At 64.5% G+C, this 17,625-nt stretch carries 16 protein-coding genes; 10 read left to right on the forward strand and 6 right to left on the reverse strand.

The features are described from left to right. The first annotated feature begins 1 nt into the window (after position 1). Positions 2-703, forward strand: coding sequence for a response regulator transcription factor (locus FJ980_RS15970; RefSeq protein ID WP_140544283.1), 702 nt, complete (start codon positions 2-4; stop codon positions 701-703). A gap of 75 nt (positions 704-778) precedes the next feature. On the opposite strand, the gene FJ980_RS34695 is transcribed toward FJ980_RS15970, so the two are convergent. Together FJ980_RS34695 and FJ980_RS15975 are read right to left on the reverse strand one after the other, a co-directional pair. Then, a complete protein-coding gene (locus FJ980_RS34695) occupies positions 779-943 on the reverse strand; it encodes a hypothetical protein (protein ID WP_181164944.1) in 165 nt (54 codons plus the stop codon). 34 nt (positions 944-977) lie between these two features. Next, on the reverse strand, positions 978-1,310 hold the full coding sequence (locus FJ980_RS15975) for a hypothetical protein (RefSeq protein WP_140544285.1): 333 nt from the start codon (positions 1,308-1,310) through the stop codon (positions 978-980). Between the two features lie 345 nt (positions 1,311-1,655). On the opposite strand from FJ980_RS15975, the gene FJ980_RS15980 reads away from it, so the two are divergent. Then, on the forward strand, positions 1,656-2,111 hold the full coding sequence (locus tag FJ980_RS15980; protein ID WP_140544287.1) for a L,D-transpeptidase: 456 nt from the start codon (positions 1,656-1,658) through the stop codon (positions 2,109-2,111). A gap of 137 nt (positions 2,112-2,248) precedes the next feature. On the opposite strand, the gene FJ980_RS15985 is transcribed toward FJ980_RS15980, so the two are convergent. Both FJ980_RS15985 and FJ980_RS15990 read right to left on the reverse strand, forming a co-directional pair. Further along, positions 2,249-5,332, reverse strand: coding sequence for an efflux RND transporter permease subunit (locus tag FJ980_RS15985; protein ID WP_140544289.1), 3,084 nt, complete (start codon positions 5,330-5,332; stop codon positions 2,249-2,251). Continuing rightward, positions 5,329-6,630 (reverse strand): efflux RND transporter periplasmic adaptor subunit, encoded by a 1,302-nt coding sequence (locus FJ980_RS15990; protein WP_246676433.1) that lies wholly within the window; start codon positions 6,628-6,630, stop codon positions 5,329-5,331. Before FJ980_RS15990 ends, FJ980_RS15985 begins: the two co-directional genes overlap by 4 nt. 144 nt (positions 6,631-6,774) lie before the next feature. Here FJ980_RS15990 and FJ980_RS15995 point away from each other — a divergent pair, with 144 nt between their 5' ends. The 3 genes from FJ980_RS15995 (at position 6,775) to FJ980_RS16005 (ending at position 10,184) form a co-directional block, all read left to right on the forward strand. Next, positions 6,775-7,308, forward strand: coding sequence for a TetR family transcriptional regulator (locus tag FJ980_RS15995; RefSeq protein ID WP_140544291.1), 534 nt, complete (start codon positions 6,775-6,777; stop codon positions 7,306-7,308). Positions 7,309-7,459: 151 nt separating this feature from the next. After that, complete coding sequence (locus FJ980_RS16000; protein WP_140544293.1) at positions 7,460-9,070, forward strand: inorganic phosphate transporter; 1,611 nt, start codon at positions 7,460-7,462, stop codon at positions 9,068-9,070. 85 nt (positions 9,071-9,155) lie between these two features. Beyond that, positions 9,156-10,184: a transporter gene (locus FJ980_RS16005; RefSeq protein ID WP_140544295.1), complete on the forward strand. Its 1,029-nt coding sequence runs from the start codon at positions 9,156-9,158 to the stop codon at positions 10,182-10,184. Positions 10,185-10,428: 244 nt separating this feature from the next. On the opposite strand, the gene FJ980_RS16010 is transcribed toward FJ980_RS16005, so the two are convergent. After that, positions 10,429-11,589 carry a patatin-like phospholipase family protein gene (locus tag FJ980_RS16010; protein WP_140544297.1) on the reverse strand — a complete coding sequence of 387 codons (1,161 nt, stop codon included), beginning with the start codon at positions 11,587-11,589 and terminating at the stop codon, positions 10,429-10,431. Further along, complete coding sequence (locus tag FJ980_RS16015; protein WP_140544299.1) at positions 11,582-12,370, reverse strand: acetoacetate decarboxylase; 789 nt, start codon at positions 12,368-12,370, stop codon at positions 11,582-11,584. The genes FJ980_RS16010 and FJ980_RS16015 overlap by 8 nt, the downstream gene beginning before the upstream one ends. Before the next feature lie 241 nt (positions 12,371-12,611). Here FJ980_RS16015 and FJ980_RS16020 point away from each other — a divergent pair, with 241 nt between their 5' ends. From FJ980_RS16020 to FJ980_RS16040, 5 genes are all read left to right on the forward strand, one after another. Further along, positions 12,612-13,400 (forward strand): 3-hydroxybutyrate dehydrogenase, encoded by a 789-nt coding sequence (locus FJ980_RS16020; RefSeq protein WP_140544301.1) that lies wholly within the window; start codon positions 12,612-12,614, stop codon positions 13,398-13,400. A gap of 175 nt (positions 13,401-13,575) precedes the next feature. After that, on the forward strand, positions 13,576-14,391 hold the full coding sequence (locus FJ980_RS16025) for a sulfurtransferase/chromate resistance protein (RefSeq protein WP_140544303.1): 816 nt from the start codon (positions 13,576-13,578) through the stop codon (positions 14,389-14,391). Continuing rightward, positions 14,391-15,776 (forward strand): chromate efflux transporter, encoded by a 1,386-nt coding sequence (gene chrA / locus FJ980_RS16030; RefSeq protein ID WP_140544305.1) that lies wholly within the window; start codon positions 14,391-14,393, stop codon positions 15,774-15,776. Before FJ980_RS16025 ends, chrA begins: the two co-directional genes overlap by 1 nt. Positions 15,777-16,245: 469 nt before the next feature. Continuing rightward, complete coding sequence (locus FJ980_RS16035; protein ID WP_140544307.1) at positions 16,246-16,815, forward strand: sigma-70 family RNA polymerase sigma factor; 570 nt, start codon at positions 16,246-16,248, stop codon at positions 16,813-16,815. Next, positions 16,802-17,625 (forward strand): anti-sigma factor (locus tag FJ980_RS16040; protein WP_140544309.1); only part of this gene is annotated, 824 nt, incomplete at its 3' end. The genes FJ980_RS16035 and FJ980_RS16040, both read left to right, overlap by 14 nt.

Consider the following 17,625-nt stretch of genomic DNA (forward strand, 5'->3'; position numbering starts at 1 on the left):
AATGGCCGCACGATCCGTCATTGCGCTTGTGTCCGTCGCCGAGGTGGTGGCCAAAAATCTCGCCGACCATCTCGAGCGGCGCGGGCACGATGTGCGCCAGGCGCGCCAGCCCTGGGAGGCGGAGACGCTGCTTTCGGCCGGCGGCATCGATGTCGTGGTCGTCGGCGACGACGTCACCCAGGCCGAGGGCCGCGAACTGCTCAGGCGTTACAGCAGCCAAGGCGGAGGTGGCGAAGGCGGTCCCGACTTCATCCTGATCTGCCGGCCCCGCGACCTCGTCGACAAGGTGCTGGCGCTCGAGCTGGGTGCCGCCGACGTCATCGAAAGCCCGCTCAACGTGCGCGAGCTTGCCGCGCGCATCGGAGGCCTGCTGATGAGACGCGGCAGGGCCGGCGGCGAGCTGATCGTGCTGGAAAACGCCACCGTCGACCTGCGGTCGGCCATGGTGATGCATCGCTCGGGCGCGGAGGAGCAGCTTTCTCCGGGCCAGGTGGCGCTGCTCAAGCTGTTCCTGGCCAGCCCGCGCAAGGTGCTGACGCGCGACGATATCATTGCCGCGGCGCCGGCCGAGAATGCCGACGCTTTCGACCGTTCGATCGATTCGCGCATCGTGCGGCTGCGCCGTAAGCTCGACACCGAGACCATCACGACCATCAGGGGCGCCGGCTATCGTTTCGATCCGCCGGTTCCACGCAGCGAGTAAGCTCCGATCGGCGAGGCTTTTGAGCATCGGGTTCCCCAAAGCGGTGGTCATTTTGGGTCCGACGACGCTTGGCGTTCAGCGCACGACGATGACCGAGGGTCCAGTTGGAACGTTCGCGCTCACGGTTATCCCGGCCTGGGCGCGCTCCTTCAGCAATACCGTCGCAAGAGCGGCAAAGCCCAGCAAACCCTGCGCGTAAAGCAGCGCGGAAAGCACCGAGGCGGCAAATTTCGTCTTCATCTCTTCAAATCCCCAATCTCGAAATCGTCGGGCTTCAGGAAACTCCCGAAGCGCCCGCGCCGCTGACGGAGCCCCCCGCTGCGGCGCGGGCCTTCGGTCCTCTCGGCAGCAAGTAGCCGGAGGGGCCGCGCGTCCTCATCAACCGGAGGCCGACCCGCCAGAAGGCCTTCAGCCGGTGGACGCGCAGGCTGGACAAAATCCAGACCGTGGCGATGAACAGAGCCATGTGCAGCGTCGAAACCTCGCCGGAAGTCATCGCCGCCAGCGTCGTCGCCGGCTTGCCGGCAACCGAGCCGGCGCCGCCGAGCACGATCGCCGCGACGCTAATCCTGGGAAGCCAGGAGCGGAGTTTCGATTTCCTGCCCACTTTCGTTTGCGGATGTCTGTTCCCGTTGCGTCAAATCTGACGCCGGCCTGTATCCAAATCATGCCGCCGGAGACGCACTTTGTTGCAAATCGGTTTCGAAAATGAGCCCAAGTCTTTCATATGCGGATGAAATGAACTTTCGTTTCTGGCTTAAGCTGTTTGTGCGACGCCTGACCGCCACCTCTCGAATAAGTCCGCAGTATTGCTCAACTGACTTAGTTAATTTGCAGAAACGAATTCGAAACAGAAACGAGCATCAAGCGAAATAGGTCTGAAACGGACGAGCACGATAAGAGCCCATCGAAAATTGAAGCCGGACACAACGGCAAAAACAGAGGGATCGTCATGCACACCGCCAATTCCGCCAAGCTCATCAACATCACCGCCGCCGCGCTCACTGGCGCGGCGCTGCTCTTCGGCGCCGGCAACGCCGCCCACGCCAACCAGATCGTCGCCAAGGTTTCGCTGTCGCAGCAGATCATGGAAGTCACGGTCGATGGCCGTCCGACCTACACCTGGAAGGTGTCGACCGGCGACAAAAGGCACATCACGCCGACCGGCTCGTTCAAGCCGACCCGCCTGCATGAGATGTGGTATTCGAAAAAATACGACAACGCGCCGATGCCGCATTCGGTGTTCTTCAGCGGCGGCTACGCCGTCCACGCCACCTATGCCATCGGCCGCCTCGGCCGTCCCGCTTCGCATGGCTGCGTGCGGCTGCATCCCGATGCTGCGGCCGATTTCTATCAGTTGGTCGAGGTCTTCGGTCCCGGCAACACCAGCATCGTCATTGTCAAGTAAGGCTTGGCCAAGTAACCGGCTGGGTAAGAGTAGCAGGCAGGTTGCCGCCTTCAACCGATAGCGAAGCAGTGAGGCAGCCGCCAAAAAAAGAGGCCGGAATTTTCCGGCCTCTTTTGTTTTTCGCTTCGGTTGCCGTCTCAGCTCGGCAGTGCCGGCATCAGATTCGGATCGGGCTTCTCGGCGAGATGCGGCAGGTCCTTGCTGGCGATGAAGGTGTAGAACATCGGCACGACGAAGAGCGTGAACATGGTGCCGACCAGGATGCCGGTGAAGATGACCAGGCCCATCGAATAGCGCGCTGCAGCACCGGCGCCGCTGGAGACGATCAGCGGCACGACGCCGAGCGCCATGGCCGCCGTGGTCATCAGGATCGGCCGCAGGCGCACCTTGGCCGAAGCGATGATGGCGTCGCGACGTCGCATGCCATGGATTTCACGCTGCTGGTTGGCGAATTCCACCAGCAGAATGCCGTGCTTGGTGATCAGGCCGATCAGCGTGATCAGTCCAACCTGGGTGTAGATGTTCAGCGTCCCCAGGCCGATGTTGAGCGGCACGATCGCGCCGAAGATCGACAGCGGCACCGCCATCATGATGATAAGCGGATCGCGGAAGCTCTCGAACTGGGCCGCCAGCACCAGGTAGATGACGATCACCGCCGCCGCGAAGGCGATCAGGATGGTGTTGCCCTGTTCCTTCTCCTGCCGCGACTGGCCGGAATAGTCGACGAAGAAGGTATCGGGCAGGGTTTCCTTAGCGAGATCCTCCAGCACCTTCAGGCCGTCGCCGGTGGTCACGCCGGGCAGAGGCAAGGCCGAGATCGTCGAGGAGTTCAGCTGGTTGAACTGCTCGATGGCCGCCGGCGAGGCATTGGTCGAGATCTTCACGACCGCCGACAGCGGCACCATCTTGCCGTCGACACTGCGCACGAAATACTCGCCGAGCTTGTCGGGATTGTCGCGGAATTCCTGCGGCACCTGCGGGATGATGTCGTAGCTGTTGGAGTCGCGGTCGAACTGCGCCACTTCGGAGCCGCCCACAAGCAGCGTCAGCGTATTGCCGATATCGGCGATCGGCAGATTCAATGCTGCCGCGCGCTCGCGGTCGATGGTCACGGTCACCTGCGGCGCATCGTAAGACATCGAGTTCTGCACGACGATGAAGCGGCCGGAGGCCTGCGCCTTGCTCTTGATCTTCTCCGCCTGCTCGAAGACCTCCGAGGGAGCTCCGGTGGAGCGCACCACCATGGAAATCGGCAGGCCGCCGCCGGAGCCGGGCAGCGTCGGCGGCGCGAAGACGAAGGCTTCGACGCCGGCGACCTTGGCGAGGCGGCCCTGAATGTCGGCCTGGAGCTCCTTCGAACCGCGCTTGCGCTCTGCCCAGTCCTTGAAGGCGAAGCCGACGAAGGCGCCGTTGGTCGCGCCGCCGAAGGCAACGGCGGAGAATTGCGCCCTGGTCTCTGGAATGTCCTTCACCAGGCCAAGCATCTGGTTGACGTAGGCCTCGGTGTAATCCGATGTGGCATAGCGCGGCGCGGTGACGATCGAGAGCAGGAAGCCCTGATCTTCTTCCGGCGCCAGCTCCGTCGAGGTCTTGGTGAACATGAAGCCGGTCAGCGCGACGAGGGCGACGACGATGATTAGGGTCACCGGGCGGTTCCTGAGCGAAGCTGTGACCGCCCGTTCGTAGACGCGCTCGACGCGGCTGAAGGTTCCATCGACGATCCGCTGGAAGCGGCCGTGCTGGCCCGGCTTCAGCAGGCGTGCGGACATCATCGGCGTGATGGTCATGGCGATCACGCCCGACAACACCACCGAGCCGGCCAGCGTCACCGCGAATTCGCGGAACAGCGCGCCGGTGAGGCCGCCGGTGAAGGCAAGCGGAGCGAACACGGCGGCCAGCGTGATGGTCATCGCCACGATGGCCGTCGCGATCTCGCGCATGCCGTTGAAGGCCGCCTGCATCGGCGACATGCCGTCTTCCTCCATGTGGCGGTGGATGTTCTCCACCACCACGATGGCGTCGTCGACGACAAGGCCGATCGCCAGCACCATGGCCAGCAGCGACAGAAGGTTGATCGAATAGCCGACCGCAAACAGGATGAAGCAGACGCCGATCAGCGACAGCGGAATCGTCACGATCGGCATCATCACCGAGCGGAACGAGCCCAGGAACAGGAGGATGACCACGATAACGATGGCGACCGCCTCGCCGATGGTCTTGAACACTTCCTCGATCGAGGCGCTGATCTGGCCGGTCGCGTCGTAGACGACCTCGATCGTCATGCCTTTCGGCAGCGTATCCTGGATCTGGGGCACGAGCCGGGTGACCGCGGCCGCGGTCGTCAGCGGGTTGGCCGCAGGTGTTGGGAAGATGGCCAGGAAAGTTCCCGGCTTGCCGTTGAAGCTCACCCTGGTGTCGGTGTTTTTCGCGCCGAGCTCGACATGCGCGACATCGCGCAGGCGTACCACCTGGCCATCCGTCGACCGTATCGGGAGCTGGGCGAAAGCCTCGGGCGTCTGCAGGGTCGAATGCACGGTGATCGAGGAGACCACATATTCGTTCTGGGTGTTGCCGGGCGCCGACAGGAAGTTCGAGTTGTTGATCGCGGTCAGCACGTCCACGGCGGTGGCGCCGCGGGCGGCAAGCCTGATCGGGTCGATCCAGACGCGCATGGAATATTCCTGGGCACCGAAGATCTGGACGTCGGCGACACCTTCCACGGTCGAGATGCGAGGCCGGATGACGCGCTCGATATATTCGGTGAGCTGCTCCTTCGTCATGTTCGGGTTCTGCATCGAGATGTACATCATCGCGAACTGCTGGCCGGTGCCTTTGACGATGACCGGATCCTTGGAGGCGTCCGGCAAGGTGCCGCGCACGCCCTGGACCTTGGACAGCACCTCTGCCAGCGCGACGTCCGGATTGGAGCCGAGCTTCATCTGCACCGTGACCGTGCTCGAGGACGGACGGCTGGACGAGGTGACGTAGTCGATGTTTTCGGTCGAGGCGACGGCGCGCGCGATCGGGGCCGATATGAAGCCCTGGATCAGGTCGGCGCTGGCGCCGGGATAGGCCGTGGTGATGGTGATCGCCGTCTCGTCAACCTTAGGATACTGACGGATCGACAGGCCGAAGATGCCCTGGAAACCGAGCAGCAGGATCAGGCAGGCCAGCACCGTCGACAGCACGGGCCGGCGGATGAAAAGGTCGGAAAAGCTCATTGCTGAACCTGTTTGTTCGCCGATTTGCTGGGGTCGATGGTGTTGTCGACGGCAACCGACATGCCGTTGAAGAGCCGGTTCTGGCCGGCCGTGACGACCTGGTCGCCGTCCTTGAGGCCCTCGACGATCTCGACCATGCCGTTGTTGCGGCGGCCGAGCTTGACGAAGACCTGCGAGATGGTGAGCGCAGGCTGCTGCGCGGCCTCGGCCGGCTTGGCGGCGTCGCCGGCCGCTTTGTCGGCCGGCTTCGCATCCGCCGGCTTTGCGGCGTTGTCGGCTGGCTTGGTGGCGTCCGCCTGCGGTTTGGCGGCATCGCCGGCCGCCTTGTCGGCGCCGGCCTTCTGCTCATCCGGCTTCGCCGGCGCAGCGGCGGCAGCAGGCTTCGCCGGCTCGACCACGAAGACATAGTCGCCATAGAGGCTGGTCGTCACCGCCGTCTGCGGCACGGAAATGACATTGTTTTCCTGCGGCAGCTCGACGCGGATCTGGACGAACTGGCCAGGCGTCAGCTTGCCTTCCGGATTGGCGACCTCGCCGCGAATAGAAACCAGCCGGCTTGCCGGGTCGATCTTGGGGTCGATGCCGCGAATGGAGCCGGCAAAGGACATATCGGCGAGATTGGTGCCGAGCTTGATGGTCTGGCCGATCTTGAGCAGCGGCAGCTGCTGTTCGGGTACCGTGAAGTCGACCCGCATCGTGTCCAGGTCCTGGATCGTCACCACCGCGTTGCCTGGCGCCAGATACTGGCCGATGTCGATCTTCGGGATACCGACCGTGCCGCCGAATGGCGCGGACAATTGCTTCTGATCGAGCACTGCCTGCAGCTTGTTGACTTGCGCGGCCGAGGCGTCCGCCGCGGCACGCGCGGCGTCAAGCGTCGCGTCGGTGCCGACGCCGCGCCGCTGCAATTCGATCGCGCGGGTCAGCGCCGCCTGGTCCGAGGCGGCCTGCGCCTTCTGCGCCACCAGATCGGCTTTCTCAACGGCATCGTCCAGCTGCACCAACACCGCGTCGGCGGCAACCTTCTGGTTGGCGTGGAAAAGGATGTCCCTGACGATGCCGCTCGTCTCGAGGGTGAGATCGACGCCGCGCACGGCATTGACGGTGCCGATGGCCTCGATGCCGGGGGTCCATACCGAAGGCTTGACCGTCACTGTCGAGACCGTCGCGGCCGGCGGCTTCATGGTGGCGAAATACTGCTTGATGCCGGCATCGCGCATGAAGTTGAAGCCAACGATGCCGACGCATACCAGGGCAAGCAGCAACAAGAATCCGGCGATGATGAAAAAGCGCTTCACGGGCAGTCCCCTCGAGCCGGCAGCCGGCAAAAACAATCGATGCCGGGACACATATCGACGATAAGTCCCGATTTCAAATGGCGCGCCTTACTGTACCGGCTGGACGGTCTTGTCAATTCCGCCTAGGCTAATGTAGGGGAAGCAATGAGAGTACCCAGGGCGAACTCACGCGAGAAGATACTTGCCGCCGCCGCCGATGTGGCGCGCGAGGCTGGTCCGGGAAGCCTGTCGCTCGAGGCGGTCGCCAGCCGCGCCGGAGTGTCGAAAGGCGGCCTGCTCTACAATTTTCCGACCAAGGCCAAGCTGATGCAGGGCCTGGTCGAAAGCTATCTCAGCGATTTCCAGAAGGCGCTGGAAACACGCGCCACCGAGGCCGGCGACGAGAGCGTCCTCTCAGCCTATATCAAGCTGTCGGCCGACGACTGCGAGCGGCCGAAACCTTCGGCGTCGTGGATGTTCTCGGCGATCGCCGAAGATCCCGATTTTCTGACGCCGATCAAGGCCTTCAAGCGCCAGCTGTTCGAACGGCTGAAAGGAGAGACGGACGACCTCGGCTCGCTGCTGGTCTGCTATCTCGCCATTGAGGGGATGCGCAGCATGAACCTGTTTGATTCAGACGTGCTGTCCGAAGACGAGCGCAGGCTTCTGGTGTCCTCGCTCCTGAAGATAGCCGGATAGGTCACCAAACGGTTTGGTAGTGACCAAACGGCTTGGTAGTGACCAAGCGGTTTGGTGGTGACCAAACGGTTAAGAGCGTCACACCAGCTTCATCCTAGGGACATAGCGTCCTCCCCGGTTCTTTGCTGCAATGCAAAAGGAGTGGGACACAATGGTGGACGTAGTTTCGAGTGAGGCGGGGATCCCAAGACCGGATCATCCCCTGGAACAATCGGGCGGTGCCAAATGGTTCCTGCCGGCTTTCGGCGTGCTGGTGCTCGTCGGCATCGTCTATGTCGGCTATGCGCTCAGCCAGGATCTGGCCATCGCCAAGACGGTGCCCTGGATCCTGCTCGGCATCGCGCTTCTGATCGCGCTGGGCTTCGAGTTCGTCAACGGCTTTCACGACACCGCCAACGCGGTCGCCACCGTCATCTACACGCGCTCGCTGCCGGCCGAATTCGCCGTCATGTGGTCGGGCGTCTTCAATTTCCTCGGGGTGCTGACCTCGAGCGGCGCGGTGGCCTTCGGCATCCTGTCGCTGCTGCCAGTCGAGCTCATCCTGCAGGTCGGCTCGTCATCCGGCTTCGCCATGGTGTTCGCCCTTCTGGTCGCCGCCATCCTGTGGAACCTCGGCACCTGGTTCCTCGGCCTGCCGGCCTCGAGCTCGCACACGATGGTCGGCTCGATCATCGGCGTCGGTCTCGCCAACCAGTTCATGGCCCCGGCCGGAAGCGCCACCAGCGGCGTCGACTGGGGGCAGGCGACCAATGTCGGCATCACCTTGCTGGTCTCGCCGATCGTCGGCTTCTTCGCCGCCGCCATCCTGCTCTATGCCATGAAGCTCCTGGTGCGCAATCCGGCGCTCTACGAAGCACCGAAGGGCAATGCGCCGCCGCCATGGTGGATCCGCGCCCTGCTGATCTTCACCTGCACCGGCGTCAGCTTCGCGCACGGCTCCAATGACGGTCAGAAGGGCATGGGGCTGATCATGCTTATCCTGATCGGCGTGGTGCCGACGGCTTACGCGCTCAACCGCACGCCCGACATCAACTATCTCGACGCCTACAAGTCGGCCTCGGTATCTGTCGAGCAGGCTCTGGGCAAGTACGTCAAGCCTGGCGTTACTGTGGCCGATGCCAATGCTGCCAAGGCTGCCGTGCAGGAGGCCGTGCGCAGCAAGAGCTGGAACGATCAGACCACGATCGCGCTGCAGACCTATATCCACAACACCACCGCCGGGCTGCAGCCTTACGCCTCGGTTGACAACGTGCCGACCGATCTGGTCAGCAACGCGCGCAACGACATCTATCTGATCGGCGAAGCGCTGAAGCTGATCGACAAGAAGAAGCTGCTGCCGATGCAGGACGCCGATCTCAAGGCGGTGACCGACTACCACAAGGCGGTCGACAACGCGACGAAGTTCATTCCGCTGTGGGTGAAGATCGCCGTGGCGCTGGCGCTCGGCCTCGGCACCATGGTCGGCTGGAAGCGCATCGTCGTCACCGTCGGCGAGAAGATCGGCAAGAGCCACCTGACTTATGGCCAGGGCGCCGCCGCCGAGCTGGTCGCGATGATCACCATCGGCATGGCCGACCGTTTCGGCCTGCCGGTGTCGACGACGCACGTGCTGTCGTCCGGCGTCGCCGGCACCATGGCGGCGAACGGCTCCGGCCTGCAGTGGTCGACCGTGCGCAACCTGCTGCTGGCCTGGGTGCTCACGCTGCCCTGCTCGATCGCGCTGGCCTTCGTGCTGTTCGTGATCCTCCGCCACGTTTTCTGAGCGGCGGTTCATGCCTGATTGCAAACATCGACGGCGCCGGTTTCGGCGCCGTCTTGCTTTTTCAGCATGTGATTGAGTGGCAGCCATGAATGACGCATCACATCTGACGCTGCTTGCCTGGGACGACAGCCGGCACCATGCGCCCGGCCTGATATGGGCCTATCGCGGCAAGGCCGATGCACCGGCCGAGCCGATCGCGCCAAAGGATATCGAGGCGGTCCTTGCCGAGCCGGATGGCTGGGTGTGGCTGCATGTCGACCTTATCGACCAGCGCGCCCATTCCTGGATCAGCCATGCCTGCGCGCTGCCGCAATCGGTGCATGCGATCCTCGAAGGCCATGAGGACAGCATGGCGCTGGCGCATGAAAAGGGTGTCGTGCACGGCATCGCCGCCGATCTGCATGGCGAAATCGGACGGAGGTCGACCACCATCGGCCGGCTGCATTTCGCCGTGACGGATCGGTTGCTGGTGACCGGCCGGCGCCATTCGCTGGCCGCCGTCGAGGACGTCAACAAGACGCTTTCGGAAGGATTCAAGCCCGCTTCGGCCTTCGAGCTGTTCGCAGCGATCGTGCTCGCCTTCTGCAGGAGCGCCAGCGAACGCCTGGCGCGGGCGACGAAGCAGTTGGACGAGGTCGAGGATCATCTGGTCACCGAGCGGCTGGCCGACGAGCGGCGCCGGATCAAGGACGTGCGTCGCCTAACCGTCTCGCTGCACCGTCCGATTTCGGCGCAGGTGGCGCTGTTCCTGGACGAGAACCGTGCCGGCTGGGAGCTGTCGGCGGGCGCCCACGAGATATTGGGCAAGCTGTCGGCACGCCTCAAAAGGCTCGACCGCGAAGTCGTCATGGTCAACGACCGGGCAAGGCTGCTGCAGGAAGAGGTCGCGGCCGAGTTGGCGGACGAATCCAACCGCAGCCTGAAGGCGCTGGCGGTGATGAGCGCGCTGCTCCTGCCGGGAACGCTGATCGTCGGCATCTTCGGCATGAACACCGAAGGACTGCCGCTGACCCACACGCATGGCGGCTTCCTGCTGGCGATGCTGCTTGCGGGCGGCGCGACAGGCTTGTTCTATTGGCTGCTGCTGCGAGCCGGCGCCGATCTCAAGTTCTAGGTGTGTCGATATTCAGGTGAGGCCGGCCTGCGAACGATGGCTTCCTGCGCTTCCGGTGCTCACGTACTTCAAGTACGCTCCGCTCCGGCCTTCGCCGGCCGAAGCCCTCATAGATGTCTCCGTCTATGAAGGCTACGGCCGGCGTAGGCCGGTTCTCGGAAACCACCTTGTCTGGTCGCTGCGCGCCCGTCTTCGACTCCGGCTCGGCCTGACCTGAATATCGACACACCTGGAGGGGTGACCGTCAGGTCGGGTCTTCGCGATGCAGGTCGTGGATGGTGACGCCGTCGGCATTGTCGGGCAGCATCAGCCACTTCTTGTGGCGCAACGTGCGCTCGGTGTCTTCCAGGCCCATCTCCCAGTGCTCGCGCATCGAGGTGCCGGAGAACTCATAGTCCTTGGCGTGGCCTTCATAGCCTTTGTGCTGGTAGATCAGGTGGACGATGTTGACGACGCCGGCATCGGAATAGTCGGCTATCAGTTCCTTCTCGCCGTCCTTGAGCTGGTCCGGCGGCACGCGCTTGAGCGCGTCGAGCAGCTTCATCTTGAGCGCATGGATGCGCTGGAAGTTGTCGGTGTTCTGGCGCGTGCGGCTAGAATACATGATGTCCTTGTGGCGCGACAGGACGTCGGCCAAGCCGCGCGGCAGCACGCCGCGGGCGCTGAACAGATCGACCTGGAACACCAGCGAGGAGCGGTCCTCCTCCTGGTCGAGAAGATATTGCAGCGGCGTGTTGGAGACGATGCCGCCGTCCCAGTAATACTCGCCTTCGATGCGGATCGAGGGGAAGGCCGGCGGCAGCGCGCCGCTCGCCATGATGTGCTCCGGCCCGATGCGCACCTTGTCGGTGTCGAAGTAGACGAAGTTGCCGGTCCTGACATTGACCGCGCCGACGCTCAAGCGCTTCTTGCCGTCGTTCAGCACGTCGAAGTCGATCAGGCTCTCCAGCGTGTCCTTGAGCTCGGCGGTATCGTAGAAGCTGGTGGCGCCTTCGGCTCCCGACAGCTGGAACCAGGGGTTCGGGCTGCGCGGCTTGAAGAAGCCCGGCTGGCCCATCGTCATGGTCATCAATGACGAGGTCTGGTTGCGGATATCGCGATAGATGTCGCCTTCGGGCGTATAGGCCCAGATCTTGCGGCCCGAGATCGTCTGCCAGAACTGCTCGAGCCGCTGCAGGCGGCGGCTCGGCTCGTTGCCAGCGATGATCGAGGCGTTGATGGCGCCGATCGAGACGCCGGAAAGCCAGGTCGGCTCGCAGCCGGCGTCGGCAAGCGCCTGATAGACCCCTGCCTGATAGGCGCCGAGCGCGCCGCCGCCCTGGAAGACCAGGGCGATGCGGTCATATTGCGCAGTGATTTCCTGGATGGTGGCGGCGGCCGCCTTGTTGCGGGTACGCTCAAGCACCGGCTTTCTCCAGTTCCTTCGCGCCGGCAGCCGATCGGCCGCGGTCCGCGAGATAATCATGCACGACTTCGCCGAGACCCAGCGTCAGATCGGCGGTGAAGTGAACGGCCGAGACGATATCGAGCACAGGCAACTTGGCGACATCGGCCATGACATGCGGCCGAAGGTCGAGCGCGGCGGGCGCCGTCCAGGCTTCCTTCAGCGTGATGTCGGTGAGGTAGTAGCGGACCAGCTCGCAGATGCGCGGACTGCCGTCGACATGCGGGATGATCTTGATGAGGAAGTTGGGCGCGGCGAGCGAGGCGAGCACCTGGTCGTGGTCGGCTTCGCGGTGCTTGTAGCCCATGGTTCCGGTGGCGCAGAGCACGCTGCCATAATGCAGCGTGCCGACCACCACCTCGCCCTCATGCACGATCTTGGCGTTGGCGAGCTTTTTCGGGAAACCCCAGAGCTCGCGGCCGCCGGCGATCGGCGCGTCGTCGTCGAGATACATGGAATGCACGTAGCCGCCGTGCTGGCCCTTGTAGCGCACCGGGATGACCTGGCCGGTCTCGGTGTAGTCGCCGAAACCGGTCGAGTCCGGCATGCGGATGAATTCGTATTTGACCAGCGGCTCGTCGATCTCGAGCGGCGCCGGCACGACGGCTTCCAGCGCTTCGCGCGTCGTGCGGTAGGTGATGATGATGTATTCGCGGTCGAAGAAACGATAAGGGCCGGGCGGGAAGGACGGGTTGGTGAGCGGCATGGCATAGGCGCGCTTCACGACATCGGCGATTTCCATGGCTGGTGCCCCAGTAAGGTTTGAAATGACCCGCGCGAATGCGCTGGCAAATATGTTGCATGGCAGCATGACAGTGCCGTGTCAGCCCGGCGACACGCGGCCACGGAGCCGGCAAATGGCGCTGCCGCGCTGTAATCGAGCCGACACATGGCCGTGCCATTGTCGTGCTGCATTGCACCAACTATCTGCTCTCCCAACTCGTTGCGTTGATAAGTCCCTCCCACCTCTTGCGAGATCTCCCATGGGTTCCCTGTCTTCGAAGAATGCGCTCGTCACCGGCTCGACCAGCGGCATCGGCCTTGCAATCGCCCGTGCCTTCGCCGCCGAGGGCGCTAACGTCACCATCAACGGCCTGGGCGACGCGGCGGCGATCGAGCAGGAGCGGGCCGGCATCGAAAAGGATTTCGGCGTCAAGTGCCGCTATTCGGGCGCCAACATGATGGACGGCGCCGCAGTCACCGCCATGATCCACGAGACCGAGGCGGCGTTCGGCAGCCTCGACATCCTGGTCAACAATGCCGGCATCCAGCATGTCGCGCCGATCGAGGAATTTCCCGACGACAAGTGGGAAGCCATCATCCGCATCAACCTTCTGGCCGCCTTCTACGCCATCAAGGCGGCGGTGCCCGGCATGAAGAGCCGCAAATGGGGCCGCATCATCAACACGGCTTCGGCGCATGCGCTGGTCGCCTCGCCGTTCAAGTCGGCCTATGTCTCGGCCAAGCACGGCATTGCCGGCCTGACCAAGACGGTGGCGCTGGAAGTGGCGCAGGACGGCATCACCGCAAATGCGATCGCGCCTGGCTATGTCTGGACGCCGCTGGTCGAGAAGCAGATTCCCGACACGATGAAGGCGCGCGGCATGACCGAGGAGCAGGTCAAGCACGACGTGCTGCTTGCGGCGCAGCCGACCAAGGAATTCGTCACCGTCGAGGAGCTGGCGGCGCTGACTTTGTTCCTGTGCTCGGACGCCGCCAGGCAGATCACCGGCACGACCCTGCCGATGGATGGCGGCTGGACGGCGCAGTAAGGCCATCCGCCGCTTCAGGTAATGCGAGGGGCGGAGCTTCCGCCCCTGGCATTTGAATTCTTGACAATCGCGGGGGACCGTTCCAGCATTCCGGCAAGGGGTTCCCCGCGACGACCCCGTGAGGCGTCAGCCCAACGATCGCGTCCAAACTCTCTCTGTTCAGGAGGTGGACGCCATGCCGTCAACAACCGCAATCACCGTTCCGCAGCTTTCCCGTCTCGTCGGCTTGCCCGATGCGCCTTGCCTGGTCGATGTGCGCGTCGACGAGGACTATGAAGCCGATCCGCGCCTGTTGCCGGCGTCATGCCGGCGCGATTTCAGGTCTGTCTCAAGCTGGGCGTCGGAATTCTCGGGACGCAAAGTCGTCGTGATCTGCCAGAGGGGGCAGAAACTCTCGCAAGGCGTTGCCGCGTGGCTGCGCCACGAAGGCATTCCGGCGGAGTCGCTGGAAGGCGGCTTCGAGGCCTGGGTCGCCGCCAGGGCGCCGTTGGTCAGCGCCGGCGCGATCCCGCCCCGCGCTGAGAAGGGACGTACGGTATGGGTCACGCGTTCGCGGCCGAAGGTCGACCGCATCGCTTGTCCCTGGCTGATCCGCCGCTTCGTCGATCCCGAGGCGGTTTTCCTGTTCGTCGATCCAGCCGAAGTGCCTCTTGTGGCGGACCGCTTCGCAGCGGTTCCCTTCGACATCGAAGGCGTGTTCTGGAGCCATCGTGGGGATCGCTGCACTTTCGACACGATGATCGAGGAATTCGGCCTGCGCGTCGAAGCGCTCGATCGCCTGGCGCTGATCGTGCGCGGCGCCGATACGGCGCACCTCGACCTCGTGCCGCAGGCGGCCGGGTTCCTCGCCGCCTCGCTCGGCCTGTCGCGCATGTTCCGCGACGACCTCGAGCAGCTCGAAGCCGGCATGCTCCTCTATGACGCCTTCTTCCGCTGGTGCCGCGATGCCGCGGACGAGACGCACAACTGGCCGGCAGGAGGCAAGGCGTAATGACCGCACTCGCCAAGAACGACGCCGCGCCGCTGGTCGATGTCCCGACCGTGCCGAGCTTTCGCGAGGCGACGCGGCTGTGGGCCAAGATCGGCCTGCTGTCCTTCGGCGGGCCGGCCGGGCAGATCGCGCTGATGCACAAGGAACTGGTCGAGGAGCGCCGCTGGATCGGCGAGGAGCGGTTCCTGCACGCGCTCAACTACTGCATGCTCCTGCCTGGGCCCGAGGCCCAGCAGCTTGCCGTCTATATCGGCTGGCTGCTGCATCGGACGGCAGGCGGTCTCGTCGCCGGCAGCCTGTTCGTGCTGCCGGGCGCGCTGGTCATGCTGGGCTTGAGCAGCTTCTACATGCTCTACAACGATGCACCGGTCGTCGAGGCGCTGTTCTTCGGCGTCAAGGCGGCGGTGCTTGCCGTCGTCGTCGAAGCCGTGATCCGCATCGGTAAGCGGGCGCTGAAGAACCGGGCCATGATCGTGATCGCGGTGGCGGCCTTCCTCGCCATCTACGTCGCCAGAGTGCCGTTCCCGCTGATCGTGCTCGCGGCAGGCCTCATCGGCTGGATCGGCAATCGGTTTGCGCCACGGCTGTTTTCCGGCTCGGCACATGGCAAGGGCAGCGTCGCCGACATCAAAGGCGTGGTCGACCTGATGTTCGAGCGCGGTGAGCTCGGCCACACCGTGCCGACCAGATGGCATGCGGCCCGCACCATCGCCATCTGGCTGCCGCTCTGGCTGGGGCCTGTAGCACTGGTCGCCTTGCTGGCGGGGCCGGGCAGCGTGTGGGCGCAGGTCGGCGGTTTCTTCAGCCTGATGGCCGTGGTCACATTCGGCGGCGCCTATGCGGTTCTCGCCTATGTGGCACAGGCGGCGGTGACCTCGTTCGGCTGGCTTTCGCCTGGACAGATGGTCGACGGGCTGGGGCTTGCCGAAACGACGCCCGGGCCGCTGATCCTGGTGCTGCAATTCGTCGGCTTCGCCGCCGCCTATCGCCATGCCGGCGCGATCAATCCTTTGCTCGCCGGATCGCTCGGGTCGGCGCTGACGCTCTGGGTCACCTTCGTCCCCTGCTTCTTCTGGATATTTTTAGGCGCTCCCTACATTGAGCAGCTGCGGCAGAACAAGGCGCGGGCGGCGGCGCTCGGCGCGATCACCGCGGCGGTGGTGGGCGTGATCATGAATCTTGCGCTGTGGTTCGCGCTGCATGTCGTCTTCGGCAAGGTCGCAAGCGTCGGCTGGGGCGTGGAGGTTCCGGCCCTGTCCTCGCTCGACTGGCGTGCCGCGTTGCTCTCGGCGGCGGCGATGGTCTCCATGTTCAGATTGAAGCTCGGCATGCTGCCGACGCTGGCGGGATCCGCGCTGGCGGGGCTTGCGCTGCAGGCGCTCTAAGCCCGCACGCCGTTCGATCAAGTTAGCGTGAACGAAAAAGTCGACCGGCCGGGAATAAACCGCCCGGTCTGCGGGTCTCCAGGGCATGCGCCATTTGTGCGCAACAGCAGGAGACCGACCATGAAGCGGCGCGAAGACAAATACGCATGTGAACAAGGCGAAGGCGTCAGCCGCCGGCGTCCCCTGGAGCGGATGAGCCGGGCGCATCCGGTCCGGGCGATACCGCCCCGCCGCCGGCCGTGATCCCTGCCGATCGCAACCATCGAGATCCACGACCATGACGGCGACCGCCCCGTTGCAGCCAGCGATGCGCCGTCCTCTTCCGAGGCACGCCTTGCTTCCGAGACACTTGACTCCGGTGACACCAATGCCTTCTCCTCCCTCGAAGCAGGCGCCATCGCCTGCGGTCGCGATCTTCGCCCACACGAGCAGGGACAGATCGTCGCCTCCCGCTGAGGGCGGCAAACCCATGGCGGGAGCGCCCGACGGCGGAACGGTGTTGAGCGAAAAGATGCTGGCAGCGCGTTTTGCCGAAGTGGTGCTGCCGCATCTTAGCGATGCGCTGTCGCTTGCCCGCTGGCTGACCGGCAATCAAGCCGACGCCGAGGATGTGGTGCAGGAGGCCTGCCTCAAAGCGCATGCGGGCATTGCCGGGTTCGCTGGGGGAAACCCCCGCGCGTGGCTGCTCACCATCGTGCGCAACGCTTCCTACACCTGGATGGCGCGCAACCGCCCGCGCAGCGTGGTCGCCGTCGGCGACCTTGCCGATCTCGACGACGTGTCGCCGCCGCCCGACACTGACGCCGACAGCCCGGAGGCGGCGCTGATCGCCAAGGCCAATTCGGCGGCGGTGGAAGCGGCGATCGCCAGGCTGCCGCAAGCCTTCCGCGAAACACTTGTGCTGCGCGACATCAACGGTCTCAGCTACCGCGAGATCGCCGCCATGCTCGGCGTGCCGCAGGGCACGGTGATGTCGCGGCTGGCGAGAGCCCGCGGCCTCTTGATAACGGAACTTGGAGGGCGCCATGAGCCCGCATGAAAATCGCCCGCGTGAGGATGGATTGCCGCAAGACCCGCAGGATATGAAGCTGATGATCCACGCCCTTGTCGATGGCGAGCTCGATGCCGCGGCCGCCCTGGCGGTCGAGCGGCGCATGGCCGCCGATCCGGAGCTTGCCGCCGAACATGCGCGCCTGGTGGCGCTGCGCGGCGCTGTCGCCAATGTGCCGCGCCAGACGGTCCGCGACGACTTTCTGGCCCGCATTGCGGCCATCGCTGAGGTGAGTGGGACCGACGAAGCCGTCCAATCCACAGCCGTAAAGGCGCAGTCACAGCCGCAACAGCAGCAAGGCAATGTCGTCGAGATGCGGCCGCGCGCGGCACGCTGGTTCAACTCCTTCGACTGGCGCCAGATGGCGGCCTCGATCGTGCTGACGGCGTTTCTGGCCAGCGGCGCGACGCAGTGGCTGGCGACGGCGGACAATAGGGCCGACAGCTTTGCCGTGGCCGTCGCCAACGGCCATCGCCGCAGCCTGCTCGCGGCGACTCCAGTCGACATCGTCTCGTCCGACCGCCACACGGTGAAGCCATGGCTCGACGGCCGCATCGGCGTCTCGCCGGCGGCGCCCGATATGGCCAAGGATGGTTACGCCCTGCTTGGCGGACGCGTCGAGGTGATCGGCGACAGGCCGATGCCGGCTCTGGTCTACCGCCATCACGAGCATCTGATCACGTTGGTGGCCGCACCCCGGCAGAACGAGGCCAAATCGGTGCCGGTGGCGGACGATCTATCGGCAGGCGGTTTCCTGCTGGTCCACTGGACAGACGACGCCTTCTCCTACTGGGCGAT

It is taken from the genome of Mesorhizobium sp. B1-1-5 (assembly GCF_006443065.1).
Classification (GTDB): domain Bacteria; phylum Pseudomonadota; class Alphaproteobacteria; order Rhizobiales; family Rhizobiaceae; genus Mesorhizobium.

Excerpts from the sequence above, each read along its gene's own strand:
- FJ980_RS15970 (WP_140544283.1), top strand. The coding sequence starts at position 2 with ATGGCCGCACGATCCGTCATTGCGCTTGTGTCCGTCGCCGAGGTGGTG.
- FJ980_RS34695 (WP_181164944.1), bottom strand. The coding sequence starts at position 943 with ATGAAGACGAAATTTGCCGCCTCGGTGCTTTCCGCGCTGCTTTACGCG.
- FJ980_RS15980 (WP_140544287.1), top strand. The coding sequence starts at position 1,656 with ATGCACACCGCCAATTCCGCCAAGCTCATCAACATCACCGCCGCCGCG.
- FJ980_RS15985 (WP_140544289.1), bottom strand. The coding sequence starts at position 5,332 with ATGAGCTTTTCCGACCTTTTCATCCGCCGGCCCGTGCTGTCGACGGTG.
- FJ980_RS15995 (WP_140544291.1), top strand. The coding sequence starts at position 6,775 with ATGAGAGTACCCAGGGCGAACTCACGCGAGAAGATACTTGCCGCCGCC.
- FJ980_RS16000 (WP_140544293.1), top strand. The coding sequence starts at position 7,460 with ATGGTGGACGTAGTTTCGAGTGAGGCGGGGATCCCAAGACCGGATCAT.
- FJ980_RS16005 (WP_140544295.1), top strand. The coding sequence starts at position 9,156 with ATGAATGACGCATCACATCTGACGCTGCTTGCCTGGGACGACAGCCGG.
- FJ980_RS16015 (WP_140544299.1), bottom strand. The coding sequence starts at position 12,370 with ATGGAAATCGCCGATGTCGTGAAGCGCGCCTATGCCATGCCGCTCACC.
- FJ980_RS16020 (WP_140544301.1), top strand. The coding sequence starts at position 12,612 with ATGGGTTCCCTGTCTTCGAAGAATGCGCTCGTCACCGGCTCGACCAGC.
- FJ980_RS16025 (WP_140544303.1), top strand. The coding sequence starts at position 13,576 with ATGCCGTCAACAACCGCAATCACCGTTCCGCAGCTTTCCCGTCTCGTC.
- chrA (WP_140544305.1), top strand. The coding sequence starts at position 14,391 with ATGACCGCACTCGCCAAGAACGACGCCGCGCCGCTGGTCGATGTCCCG.
- FJ980_RS16035 (WP_140544307.1), top strand. The coding sequence starts at position 16,246 with ATGGCGGGAGCGCCCGACGGCGGAACGGTGTTGAGCGAAAAGATGCTG.